We start from the raw sequence: 13,058 nt of genomic DNA, 5'->3' as shown, positions 1-13,058 counted from the left end.
CTATCTTCCCAGCAGGAGCGAGTTCGGGTTGCGTTCGATCGTCCGCGAGAGCGAACTGACGTCCTCGGCGGCGCGCGTGGCTGCGCGCAGCGCGGCATAGAGCTCCTGATTGACGCGGGAGCCGTCTGAATAGCTTTCCAGCAGCGTACCCGCCTGCTCGGTCAGCGCGGCGAGGCGCTGGACCAGCGCCGGCAGCTCTCCGGTCGTCTGGGCCACGCTGTCGGCGGCGTTTCCGGCCGATACCAGCGTGCGGTTCAGGTTCTCCAGCGTGCCGCCGGTGCGGATCGTCTCGATCGTCAGCCGCAGCTCCTCCAGCGTGTTCGACAGCACGACCGGCACGTCCCCCGCCTCGTCCGAGGAGAGGAAGGCGTCGGCTGTGACCATCAGGTCCGTCGTGGCGTTCACCAGCTCCTCCAGCGCGAGGCTCTCGGCCTTGACCGTCAGGCGGTTCAGCCCGGCGCCCAGCTCCTCGGCCTGCGCCAGCACCCGCTCGGCCGAGGCCGAGAGGCTGGGCAGATTGCGCGTGCCTTCCGCGACGGACTGCGCGGCCTCCTCCGCGGCGGCGAGCGCGGCGGTGAGACGGCTCGCGGCATCCTCGGCGGCCAGTTGTGTGGTGATCGTGCGGATGCTCGTCGCCGTCTCGGACAGCTCGCGGATGAGCGTCGTGATCTCGGGCGAGGCGACCAGCGCGCGCCCGTCCTCGATCAGGCCCAGCGTCGCGCCGGGCAGGGCCTGCACCTCCTGCGAGGCGAGCAGCGTGTCGGCGGAGGCCACGACGCGGTCGATCCCCTGCGCGATGTTCTCCAGCCCCACGGTCCCGTCGGCGATGTTGCGGGCCGCGGTGGTCGCCGCCGACACCGCTTCGGTGATCTGCGGCGCCAGCGCTGCCGCGCCCAGCTCGCCGACGATGTCGTTGATCGTGGCCGTCGCCGCGGCGGCGTCATCGAGGATGGCGGCGATCTGGCCGCCGGCGACGATCTCGCGTCCCTCGGCGATCAGCGCCTGACCTTCCTGCAGCGTGGCCAGCGCCGCGCCGGGCAATGCCTGCGCCTCCTCGGAGGCGAGCAGCGCGTCGGCGGAGGCGACGACGCGGTCGACGCCCTGCGCGATCGCGTCGAGCCCCACCGTCGCGTCCGCGATGTTGCGCGCGGCCGTGGTCGCCGCCGACACCGCCTCGGTGATCTGCGGCGCGAGCGCGGCCGCGCTGAACTCGCCCACGATGGAGTTGATCCTGGCCGTCGCCTGCGCCGCCTCGTCGAGGATGGTGGCGATCTGGCCGCTGGCGACGATCTCGCGTCCCTCGGCGATCAAGGCCTGACCTTCCTCCAGCGTCGCCAGCGCCGCGCCGGGGAGGGCGCGCGTGGCCTCGTCGGCGAGCAGCGCGCCCGCCTCTTCGGCGACCTGCCGGATCGAGGCGGTCAGCGCGTCCAGATCCTGCGTGCCCCGCGCGATGTTGCCTGCCGCCGCGTCGGCGGTCTCCAGCGTGCTCGTGACCTGGGTCACGAGGCCGGTCTCGACCAGCTGCTGGGACAGGGTCGCCAGGTCGTCGGCCAGCGTCTCGATGTCGATCAGGACCGACGCGACCTGCGGCGAGGAAAGGATCGCGCGCCCGTCGCGGATCAGCCCCTGCCCGTCCTCGACCGCGGCCAGCGCCGCGCCGGGGATCGCCTGCGTCGCCGGGTCCGCAAGGATGGTCCGGGCCGCGGCCGAGACCTCGGCCAGGTCGGCCACCAGCTCGTCCAGGTCCTGCGTTGCCCGCGCGATGTTGTCGGAGGCGATGTTGGCGGAGCCCAAGGTCTCGGCCAGTTCCCGTGCCACCTCCCGCTCGCGCAGCGCTTGCGACAGCGCGGCGATGTCGGCGGCAGCCGTGTCGATCGAGGCGAGCGTGCGCGCGATCTCGGGTGCCGCGATGACGCTGCGGCCCTCGGCGATGAGGCCCTGGCTCTCCTCCAGCACCGACAATGCCGCGCCGGGGATCGCGCGGGTCGATTCGTCGGCGGCGATGCTGTTGACGTTGTTGAGCAGGCTCGTCGCCGCGTCCAGCAGCTCCTCGACGGGCAGCGCGGCCAGCCTGTCCAGCACGCTGGACGCGCTGGCGGCGAGACCGGATTCCTCGCCCTCGACCGCCGGAAGAAGCGGCGTGTCCGTCACCCCGATCTCGACCCGCGCGGGCGGGGGGTCGGGCAGCTCGACCAGCTCGACCGCGAGGCTGCCGCCCAGCAGTCCCGTCGCGGCCGGCCGGGCGCGCAGCCCCTCCTCATTGACCAGTTCCGTGATGAAATCGATCCCCTCCAGATCGGTCTGCATCCCCTCCAGCCCCATCTTCGCGGGTTGGAGCGACATGACCGCCAGCAGCTCGACCGAGCCCGTCGGATCGTCAGGCCGCACGAAGCCGGTGATCGACGCCACCGTCCCGACCCGCTGGCCCTGGTAACGCACCGGCGCCCCGACGGTGAGGCCCTGCTGCGAGGCGGGGAGCAGGGTCGAGACCAGGATCGACCGCTGCGCGGGCGATTCGAAGGTCGAGGCGCGGGCGGCTTCCTCGTCGGCATAGATGGTGAAGACATGGCCCGGCTCGATCTCGCTCCCACCCGAGATCAGCGTGTCGAAGTTCAGCCCGCCCTCGACCAGCGTCGCGATGGAGCCGATGTTCAGCTCGACCCCGCCCGCGCCGATGTCGACCGACACGCCCGAGGCGTCCCAGAACCGGGTCGCCGTCGACAACTGACGGTCGTAGGGGGCGCGGACGAAGGCGTCGATCCGGATCTCGGAGCCGTCGGGGGACAGCCGCGGCTGCGCGACCTCGCCGACCTCGATCCCGCGGTAGAGGATCGGGGCGCCCGGCCCGAGGCGCGAGCTTTCGCGCGACGCCAGCACGATGGCCGTGCCTTCCACGCCGGGCGGCACGATGGGCGCCCGTTCGTTGCCGAGGAAGGCGGTCTGCGGCTCGCCGATCTCGCTGTCCCAGGTGCCCTGGATGTAGGTGCCCGACAGGATCGTGTTCAGCCCCTCGACCCCGCGCGTCGTCACCTCCGGCTGGACGACCCAGAAGGCGGCGTCCTCGTCGAGATAGGGGGCGATGTTGCGCGAGACGCGGACATAGACGTTGACCTGCGTCAGGTCGGCCGAGAAGCCCACGTCCTCGACCACGCCCACCGTCACCTCGCGGAAGCGCAGCTGGGTCGTGCCGATCTGCACGCCGGACGCGTCGGGAAAGGCGATGGCGATCAGCACGCCACGATTGGCATAGGACTGCCAGGCGATGGCCAGCGCGATGATGACTGCCACGATCGGCACCAGCCACACGGCCGAGACCATGCGGCGGCGGCGCGGCCGTTCCATCTGCGGCGCGGGGGGCCGGTCCTGCGGCGAAGGCGTGTCAGTCATCCGAAAGCGTCTCGATCCGGTCCCAGATGGCGCGGCTGTCGAAGCTGAGCGCCGAGAGCATGGTGAACACGACCGACAGCGCGAAGCAGACCGCCGCGATTCCGGGGTTGATGGTTGCGATCAGGTCGAACTGCACCAGCGCGACCAGAATTGCCACCACGAACACGTCGATCATCGACCAGCGGCCGATCCATTCGACGAATTCGAACAGGTGCAGCAGGTGCGAGGGCTTCGTCCGGTGGCCCCGCTGGACCAGCACGGCGAGATAGGCGATGGCGACGAACTTGCCGACCGGGATCATCACCGAGGCGAAGAAGACGATGCCGGCCACGGCATAGGCGCCGTAATGCATCAGCTCGATCACACCGCCGACGATGGTCGCCTCGGAGGCGCGCCCGACCGTCGAGGTGATCAGCATCGGGTAGAGGTTCGCCGGGATGAACAGCAGCACCCCCGCGACCCACCAGGCCCAGACCCGCTGCAGCGCCCCGGGGTCGCGGCTGACGAGCTTTCCGCCGCAGCGCGGGCAGCGCTCGTCGGTCGCTGCGCAGACGCGCGTGCAGTGGCGGCAGCCGACCAGCCCCGCCTCTCGCGCCGTCAGCGTGTGCGCGCCTAGCGGGTCTTGGCCGTGTCCAGTGCCGTCCATACGGAATGCTTGCTCATCTGCGTGTCTTTGAGGGCGGTGATGATGACGATGGCGGCAAAGGACCAGAAGGCCGGGCCCATCGACAGCGTGGCGAGATCGGCGAGCTTGACCAGCGCCACCGCGACGCCGACCATGAAGATCTCGGCCATGGCCCAGGGCTTCAGGATCTCGGCCCAGCGCAGCGCCCGGGCCGCCCCGGGCCACGGCTCGCGGTCGACCGACAGCGGCCCCAGCGCCCAGATCAGCAGCGACAATCGCGCGATCGGCAGCACGATCACGAAGGCCGCCACCGCGATCGAGAGTGGCGCCATGACGCCCTCGCTGAAGCTCATCACGGTCTCGAAGACCGAGGCACGGCTGTCGAAGACGCCGTTGCGCAGCTCCAGGAAGGGGTAGAACACCACGATCGTCATCAGCACCAGCGCCGTTGCCGCCAGCACGACGATGTGCAGGATCGCCTGGTCCTTCCCGTTTGCGAGCACCGTGCGGCAGCGGACGCAACGCGCGCGCTCGCCCGGGTCGGGATCGGCCGGGAAGCAGTGGAGCGCGTCGCAGACCGGGCAGCAGACCATGTCGGGAGAGGGCTGCATGCTCAGTAGTCCCGCTCGAAATAGAGGCCGAGGCTGCTGCCCTCGGAGGCGCTGGTGGTGCCGCGCACGGTCAGGTCGGGCGTCAGGTCGATGTTGAGCGACACGGCCGCATCGCCATCCTGGTCGATCTCGACCGAGGTGTAGACGTTGTCCGAGACGTATTTGCCCGCCCGCACCGCGGTCTCGCCCTCCGCGTCGGTGGTCACGTCCAGATCGTCGAGCCCGGCGCCACCGCGCAGCTGCTCCAGCAGGCCGCCATTGCCGCGCCCGGCCAGCACCGCGATGGAATTGGCCAGTTGCAGCGCCTGCAGCGGCGACAGCTGGCTCAGGTCGCGGCCGAAGAAGATCTGCGCCAGGATCTCCTCCTCGGGCGCGTTGGGCGAGGATTCGAAGCTCACGTCGATGTCGTCCGCCGGCCCCTCGACCACGATCGAGGCGGTCAGCGCCTCGGCCTCCGTCACCGCGACGAGGCGGATATAGGGCACGAAGTCGCCCTGAAAGGTAATCGATCCCTCGTCGAGTTCGAAGCGCTGTTGCAGGATGTCGAGCCGCCCGCGGATCAGCTCGAACCCGCCCGAGGTGATGACGTTGTTGGTCGTCCCGGTCACCAGCAACTGCCCGCCCAGCTCCGCGTCCAGCCCGCGCCCGCGCACGAAGATGCGGTCCGGCGCGCGCACGGTGATGTTCAGCGGATAGCCCGGCCCCGGGACCGCGGCCGCTGCGGCGTCCTCCGCCTGCGAGGCGGCGTCCTGACGGGCCCGCGCCAGGGTCCGCTGCACGGGACGGGTCGCCCCGAGATGGTCGATGGGGGGAAGCTCCCCGACCGAGGTGATGCCGGTGGAGGGCACCGCGATCTCGGCCTCGGGGATCAGCACGTCGCCGGTGATCGTCGCGCCGCCGGCCAGCGGTCCCTGGACGGCGATGGCCGCGGTGACGCGCGCGGTATAGAGGTTCGGGTCCTCGATCGTCCCGTCGAAGCGGATGGCGAGATCGGCGTTGTACGGCGCGGCCAGCCCGACCGGCCCGGTGACCGTCAGGTCGCCCCCGGACTCGACCGCGCCGGTCAGGTCGATCACCGCCTGCCCGCCGGTCAGGCGGATCGTGGCCGAGATCGGGTCCAGGCTGGTGCGCAGGGTCGGCAGCTCCAGCGCCGCGGCCTCGGTGGTGATCGTCCCGGTGACCGAGCCGGGCTCCGGCGGGCCGTCGATGGACAGGTCGAACCGGGCGGTGCCGCCCAGGCGGCGCGGCTCGATGAACGGATTGGCGAGGCCCAGCGGCGCGGTTCCCGCCACGTCCAGCGCCAGCGTCCCGTCGGGCGCGACGGTGCCCGAGACATCGGCCTGCGTCCCCGACAGGCCCGAGACGTCCAGGTCCAGCCGGTAGTCGTCGCCGACCTGGTCCACCTGTCCCGTCGCGCGCAGCGGCCCGGACAGGTCCGGCACCAGGGGCGAGACGTCCGGCACCGAGACCGACACGTCGACGTTGACTGGCGCACCCGCGACGACGCCCGACACCTCGGCCGAGGCGCCCAGCGGGCCGCTCGCCGTCACGTCGGCGCGCCAGACCCCGTCGCGCTGGTTGGCGTCGACCTCTGCGGTCAGCGGCCCGCTCAGCTGCGGCGCCAGCACCGAGACGTCGGGCAGCCGGAGATTGGCCGTCACGTCCGCGTCGGACCCGTCGAGTCTGGCCTCGACCGAGGCGGTGCCCTGGAACGGCCCCTGGCTGTTCGCCGTCACCGTCCAGACGCCGTCGCTCTGCCGGGCCTCGATCTCCGCGTCGATCGGTCCGCTCAGCTGCGGCGCCACGCGGGAGCTGTCGGGAAGGCTGACGCTGGCATCCGCCTCGATCCCGTCCGGCGCGATCCGCGCATCGGCGACGATCGTGCCCCCGAAGGGCCCCTCGCTGTCGACATCGACGGTCCAGACCCCGTCCACCTGCCGCGCGACCACGTCCGCGTCGAGCGGTCCGTTCAGTTGCGGCGCGATGACCGAGCTGTCGGGCAGGCGCAGGCGCAGATCGGCCTCGGCATCCTGGCCATCCAGCCGTGCGGTCCCGACGGCGGTGCCGTCGAAAGGCAGGTCGGCGTCGAAATCGACGGTCCAGACGCCATCGGTCTGCGCGGCGTCCAGATCGGCGGTCAGCGGTCCGCTCAGCCGGGGCGACAGCACCGAGGAATCGGGGATGCGCACGTCGGCCACGACCTCCGCACCCTCCTCGGGCAGGCGGGCCGAGGCGGTCACGGTCGCGTCGAGCGGTCCGGCGGCGTCAAACTCGGCTTCCCAGACGCCCTCGACCTGCTGCGCGTCCAGATCGACGGTCAGCGGTCCCTCGAGGCGCGGATCGATCTCGCCCACGTCGGGGATGCGGATGTCGGCGGTCACCTCGGCGCCCTCCGGCGGCAGGCTCGCCTGTGCGGTCGCGGTCGCGCCGAAGGGCCCGGAGGCGTCGAGATCGGCCGACCAGACCCCGTCGCGCTGCCGCGCCTGCGCCTCGACGACCAGCGGTCCCTCCAGCGCCTCGGCGATGACCGAGGAATCGGGGATGCGGATGGTCGCGTCGACTTCCGGCCCGGCCTCGGGCAGGCGGGCCATGACCTCCAGCGCCGCGTCGTAGGGGCCGGTGCCGGTCACATCGACCCGCCAGCCCTCGGGCGCCTGCACGGCCATGCCCGCGATATCCAGCCCCCCGGGCACCGCCGGCACGATCTCGGACAGGTCCGGCACGAGCAGCGAGAAGTCGATGGCGAGCGGCGTGTCGGTCAGCACCGTCTCCACGGTCGCCTGCGCGTCGTAGGGACCGGCGGCGCGCACCGTGGCGCGCCAGTCCTCGCCCTCGCGGGCGACGGTGCCATCGAGCGACAGCGTGCCCTCGACCTGCTCCACGAAGTCCTGCAACTCGGGCACGGTCACCGCGATATCCAGCCGCGGCCCCGGCCCGGTCACCGGGCCCTCGGCGCGGATCACGATGCCTTCGGGCCCGTCGACGCGGGTGTCGGTGACCCAGGCCGCGCCTTCCTGCGCCAGCGTCCCCGACAGCTCCACCGGCGCGGCGAGCGCCGGGACGGCTTCCAGTGCGGGGACGGGGGCGGTCGGGTCGGGCAGGCGGGCGGTATAGCTGATCTCCGGCCGGTCGCCGGTGACGCGGCCCTCGACGGCGGCAGTCAGGTCCCAGGGTCCGGTCGCGTCCGCATCGACGTTCCAGAACCCGTCCGCGTCGACGAAGGCGCGGCCCTCGGCGGCGACGCCGCCGGGGATGCCCTCGACGAAGTCGCCGATCTCCGGGACGGTCAGCGCGAAATCCAGATCGGCCTCGGGCCCGGTCAGGGTGCCCTCGGCGCGCAACGCCACGCCTTCCGGCGCGTCGATGGCGGCGGTGCCCTGCCAGACGCCCCCCTCGTCCTGCGTCAGCGAGACCGTCGCGCGGGTCTCTCCGGCAAGCCGCGGGTCGATCACCGAGCCGTCAGCCAGCACGATCTCCAGGTCGACCTCCGGGTTCTCTCCTCCAAGCCGGGCGGTGCCGACGGCGGTGCCGTCGAAGGGCAGGTCGGCGTCGAACTCGGCCTCCCAGACGCCGTCGACCTGCTGCGCGTCCAGATCGACGGTCAGCGGGCCGTCGAGGCGCGGATCGATCTCGCTCACGTCGGGGATGCGGATGTCGGCGGTCACCTCGGCGCCCTCCGGCCGCAGGCTCGCCTGCGCGGTCGCGGTCGCGCCGAAGGGGCCGGAGGCGTCGAGGTCGGCCGACCAGACCCCGTCGCGCTGGCGCGCCTGCGCCTCGACGACCAGCGGGCCCTCCAGCGTTTCGGCGATGGCCGAGGAATCGGGGATGCGGATGGTCGCGTCGACTTCCGGCCCGGCTTCGGGCAGGCGGGCCATGACCTCCAGCGCCGCATCGTAGGGGCCGGTGCCGGTCACATCGACCCGCCAGCCCTCGGGCGCCTGCACGGCCATGCCCGCGATATCCAGCCCCCCGGGCACCGCCGGCACGATCTCGGACAGGTCCGGCACGAGCAGCGAGAAGTCGATGGCGAGCGGCGTGTCGGTCAGCACCGTCTCCACGGTCGCCTGCGCGTCGTAGGGACCGGCGGCGCGCACCGTGGCGCGCCAGTCCTCGCCCTCGCGGGCGACGGTGCCATCGAGCGACAGCGTGCCCTCGACCTGCTCCACGAAGTCCTGCAACTCGGGCACGGTCACCGCGATATCCAGCCGCGGCCCCGGCCCGGTCACCGGGCCCTCGGCGCGGATCACGATGCCTTCGGGCCCGTCGACGCGGGTGTCGGTGACCCAGGCCGCGCCTTCCTGCGCCAGCGTCCCCGACAGCTCCACCGGCGCGGCGAGCGCCGGGACGGCTTCCAGTGCGGGGACGGGGGCGGTCGGGTCGGGCAGGCGGGCGGTATAGCTGATCTCCGGCCGGTCGCCGGTGACGCGGCCCTCGACGGCGGCAGTCAGGTCCCAGGGTCCGGTCGCGTCCGCATCGACGTTCCAGAACCCGTCCGCGTCGACGAAGGCGCGGCCCTCGGCGGCGACGCCGCCGGGGATGCCCTCGACGAAGTCGCCGATCTCCGGGACGGTCAGCGCGAAATCCAGATCGGCCTCGGGCCCGGTCAGGGTGCCCTCGGCGCGCAACGCCACGCCTTCCGGCGCGTCGATGGCGGCGGTGCCCTGCCAGACGCCCCCCTCGTCCTGCGTCAGCGAGACCGTCGCGCGGGTCTCTCCGGCAAGCCGCGGGTCGATCACCGAGCCGTCAGCCAGCACGATCTCCAGGTCGGCCGCGCTGGTCCGGCCCTCGGCGCGCTCCGGCGCGTCCTCGGCATAGATCGCCGCCTCGCCGGTCACCGAAACCTGCGGGTTCGAAAGGCTCAGCGCGTCGAGATAGGTGCCGGTCGTGTCGCGCCGCGCCTCGACCGAAAGCTGCGTGCGCCCGTCGAGCAGCCCGTCGGCCTGCTCGATGCCGGTGCGCAGGTCGCTGGCCTCGCCGGCGACGCTCAGGTCGAAGGCGCCCCCGGGCGCCAGACCGCCCTCGACCGCCACCTCGGCATTGCCGGCCAGCGCCTCCAGCCCGGCCAGCTCGGCGACACGGGTCAGGTCCGGCACGCGCGCGGCGAGGTCCAGCAGGATCGGCAGCTCCGCCGTGGCGTCATAGGCGACGGAGCCGTCGGCCTCCAGCGCGGGGCCACGCAGCTCCAGGTTCTCGATCCGGACCGGCGCGCCGTTCTGCCAGTTCAGGTCGGCCGTCAGGGCCGCCTGTGTCCCCACCGCCTCCTGCAGGGCAGGGTCGGTGAAGGAGAGGCCGCTGGCCTCGACCGCCAGGTCGCCCGTGGCTGCGGTGACCGTGCCGCCCTCGCGCGACACTTCCCCGGTGGCCGAGATCTCGGCCGAGGACAGCGCGAGCTCGGGGTGGTCCAGCCCGTCCACCGTCAGCTCCAGCGCCCAATCCTCGGATTCGGAGGCGTCGTGGCGCAGCACGAAGCGCGCGCCCTCGACGCTGATCGCGGTGGAGGTCGGCAGCAGCACCGGACTGCCATCCTGGGACGCCAGCCGCCCCTCGATGTCCAGAAGCGTCGGCCAGCCGTCCGCGCCGATCGCGGCCTCGCCCTCCAGCGTCAGGGCGCGGGTCTCCAGCGACAGCGCGTCCAGCACCGTCCCGCCTTCGTCGCGCAGCAGGCCCGCGACGCGCAGCCCCACATCCTCGCCGAAGAACGGCCGGTAGCGCGGCGCCAGCAGCGCCGTCAGGTCGCCGCCGATATCGACGTCGAAGCGGCGGCCGGCGTCCACCCCGGTCAGCGTGATCGCGCCGTCGAGCCGCTCCACCCCGTCCGAGGCGACCGTCACGTCGGCGCTGAAATCGTCCAGCGGGCCCTCGCCCTCGACCGACAGTTCGATCGCGGGCGCGCCCGGAAGCTGCAGCAGCGTGGCCGCGACGCCGCCCTCGGCCTCGGCCACCTCCAGGTCGACCGCCAGCACCTCGGTCTCGGCGTCGAAGCTCGCCTCGATGTCGAATACGCCCTCGACGGCGTCCAGCCGCCGCCCCTCCAGCGAGACCGACCCCGACCCGTCGGCCAGCCGCGCCGAAGCCTCCAGCGTCAGCGCCAGGTCCTGCCCCAGAAGCGGCGCGCCCAGCTCGATCCGGTCGGCGCGGAGCGTCTCGATATCGACCGAAACGGGCAGGTTCGGCAGCGAGAAGCCCGAGGCCCCTGCGTCAGGCAGCGCCTCGACCCCCTCGGGGGGCAGCGGTGCCCGCTCGACCCGGATCAGCCCCGCGGTCAGTGCCTCGACCTCCAGTCGCCCGCGCAGCAGCGCGGACCGGTTCCAGTCGAGCACGACGTCCTCCAGCCGCAGCCAGACGCCCTCGTCGTCCGAGACCGTCAGCGCGTCGAGCCTCGCCTCCGAGGACAGCGCCCCCTCGAACCCGTCCAGCCGCACCGACAGGCCCGGCGCCGAGAGGTTGTCCTCGATCAGCCCGACGAGAAAGCCGCGGTCTCGGGCCTCCTCGGTGTCCTGGGCCAGGGCGGGGGCGGCGACGAAGGCCAGCGGGATGAGGTACTTGCGCATCAGAAGGCCTGCCCGATTCCGATATAGATCTCGAAGCCCGAATTGTCGCCCGGCCCCGAGACCGGCACGCCCAGATCGACCCGGATCGGCCCGATCCCGGTATTGTAGCGCACGCCGAGGCCCGCGCCGACATGGCTCTCGCCGCCGGACCAGTCGGAGCTTTCGCTGATCTGGCCTGCATCGATGAAGCCGACCACGCCGATCGTGTCGGTGACCCTCCGGCGCAGCTCGGTCGAGAGGCCGACGAAGGATCGTCCACCGACCTCTCGCCCCGAGGGCAGCTCCAGGCTCAGCGACTGGAAGGGCTGCCCGCGCACGGTTCCGCCCCCGCCCGAGAAGAACAGGTCGGTCGGAGGCGTGTCCTCCAGGTCCGGCCCGACCACCGTGCCAAGCTGCAGCCGTGCGGCGATGACGGTGCGGCGGTCGTCCCCGAAGCCCTGGTAGCCGCGCAGGTCGGCGGTGAAGCGGACGCCCCCGCCTGCGGTCTCGAACCCGTAGAACGGGTCCAGCCCCGCCTCGACGTAATAGCCGTCGGCCGGGTTCAGCGGTTCGTCGCGGCGGTCGTACTGCGCCTTGAGCGGGATCGACGCGATCAGGAACTCACGCTCGCCGAAAGCGTCCTCGACGTCGGAATATTCCAGCGACAGCCCGTAGCTGTACTGGAACTCCTCCGAGACGATGCGCCGCGCGCCGACGACCAGCTCCGCCCGGTCGGAGGTGAAGTCGTCCTGGTCCAGGCTCTCGACCTCGCCGGTGACGAAGAGGTCGGTCTCGCTGTTGAAGGTGGCCGGGCGGTTGTAGGCGAAGCCCAGGCGATAATCCTCGCCGCCCGAATCGCCGCCGATCCCGGTGATCTCGGCCTCGGCCCGGAAGCTGTCGGCGAAGCCGGTCAGATTGCGGTGCAGCCAGAAGGCCGACAGGCCCGCGCCCTCGGTCGTGCTGATCTCGGCGCCGAAGCCGATGCGGCGCGGCAGCCGTTCGACGACCTGCACCGTCAGCGGCAGGGTCGCGTCGGGCAGGGCCTCGTCGGCCTCGACCACCGCGACCGAGCGGAACGCGCCGGTCTGCTGCAGCCGCCGCGCGGCGGTGCGCACCTCCTCGGGATCGAAGACGCGGCCCGGGCGCAGGTCGGCGATGCGGCGGATCTGCCCCGCCCGCACGTTCTCGTTGCCCTCGATCAGGAGCGGGCCGTAGCTCAGCCGCTGGCCGGGATCGAGCGTCAGCCGCGCGTCCAGCAGGTTCACCGGGTGCCGGGCGACGATCTCCTGGCTCTCCAGCTCGGCCTTGGCGAAGCCGCGGGCGCGCCAGGCGTCGATGCCCTCGGAGGTGGCCTCGCGCAGGATGTCGGTGCCCGCCTGCGCGCCCGGGGCGAAGCCCTCGGGCGGCGCCACGCCTTCGGGCAGCGGGCCAATGCGCGCCTCGCCGAACAGGAAGATCGGGCCGGGCGCGACCTGGATCTCGACCCGGTCGACCGGCGCGTCGGTGCCGATCACCGGAAGCTCCGCCGCCTCGACCCCGTCGATCAGGATCGAGATCACCGGGCCGAAATGCCCCGCCTCGAACATCGCCGCCAGCAGGCGGGAATAGTCGGCCTGGGCGGCGGCGACGATCTCGCGGCGGGTCGCGTCCTCTTCCTCGCGGATCGTGTTCGCCACCAGCGAGGTCGCCTGGATCGTCTGGGCAAGGGCCTCGTTGTCGCCCTGGAAGGTCAGCTGGAACTCCGCCGCGTCGGCGTCCGCGGTCGCCGCACCGCTGACCAGCACAGCCAGGAAGGCATTCCGAAACTTCATATTTTGCCCCCCAGCCGACATGCCCGGCACTGCCGAGTTAGCCGGAACATGGCCCATGCAAACCTCGTTTCCACCGGTGCTAGCATCCCGGTCC

The 13,058-nt window shown here is 72.3% G+C and carries 5 protein-coding genes; all 5 read right to left on the bottom strand.

From position 1 onward, the window contains the following. Genes DR046_RS13490 through DR046_RS13470 form a run of 5 tightly spaced genes read right to left on the bottom strand, consistent with a single transcriptional unit; the run spans position 1 to position 12,964 of the window. Positions 1-3,387 (bottom strand): MlaD family protein, encoded by a 3,387-nt coding sequence (locus DR046_RS13490; protein ID WP_115382916.1) that lies wholly within the window; start codon positions 3,385-3,387, stop codon positions 1-3. Further along, the gene (locus tag DR046_RS13485) at positions 3,380-4,033 is read right to left on the bottom strand and encodes a paraquat-inducible protein A (protein ID WP_115382915.1); all 654 of its coding nucleotides are present in this window, start codon (positions 4,031-4,033) and stop codon (positions 3,380-3,382) included. Before DR046_RS13485 ends, DR046_RS13490 begins: the two co-directional genes overlap by 8 nt. Then, the gene (locus DR046_RS13480) at positions 4,000-4,623 is read right to left on the bottom strand and encodes a paraquat-inducible protein A (RefSeq protein ID WP_115382914.1); all 624 of its coding nucleotides are present in this window, start codon (positions 4,621-4,623) and stop codon (positions 4,000-4,002) included. The genes DR046_RS13485 and DR046_RS13480 overlap by 34 nt, the downstream gene beginning before the upstream one ends. Positions 4,624-4,625: 2 nt before the next feature. Then, complete coding sequence (locus DR046_RS13475; protein ID WP_115382913.1) at positions 4,626-11,174, bottom strand: translocation/assembly module TamB domain-containing protein; 6,549 nt, start codon at positions 11,172-11,174, stop codon at positions 4,626-4,628. Continuing rightward, entirely contained in the window at positions 11,174-12,964 is a 1,791-nt protein-coding gene (locus DR046_RS13470; RefSeq protein ID WP_167767109.1) for an autotransporter assembly complex protein TamA, read from the bottom strand. The genes DR046_RS13475 and DR046_RS13470 overlap by 1 nt, the downstream gene beginning before the upstream one ends. Positions 12,965-13,058 lie beyond the last annotated feature (94 nt).

Origin of the sequence: Jannaschia formosa, assembly GCF_003340555.1 — a bacterium.
GTDB classification, from domain to species: domain Bacteria; phylum Pseudomonadota; class Alphaproteobacteria; order Rhodobacterales; family Rhodobacteraceae; genus Jannaschia; species Jannaschia formosa.
This window is presented reverse-complemented; position numbering and strand designations above follow the sequence as displayed.

Excerpts from the sequence above, each read along its gene's own strand:
- DR046_RS13490 (WP_115382916.1), bottom strand. The coding sequence starts at position 3,387 with ATGACTGACACGCCTTCGCCGCAGGACCGGCCCCCCGCGCCGCAGATG.
- DR046_RS13485 (WP_115382915.1), bottom strand. The coding sequence starts at position 4,033 with ATGGACGGCACTGGACACGGCCAAGACCCGCTAGGCGCGCACACGCTG.
- DR046_RS13480 (WP_115382914.1), bottom strand. The coding sequence starts at position 4,623 with ATGCAGCCCTCTCCCGACATGGTCTGCTGCCCGGTCTGCGACGCGCTC.
- DR046_RS13475 (WP_115382913.1), bottom strand. The coding sequence starts at position 11,174 with ATGCGCAAGTACCTCATCCCGCTGGCCTTCGTCGCCGCCCCCGCCCTG.
- DR046_RS13470 (WP_167767109.1), bottom strand. The coding sequence starts at position 12,964 with ATGAAGTTTCGGAATGCCTTCCTGGCTGTGCTGGTCAGCGGTGCGGCG.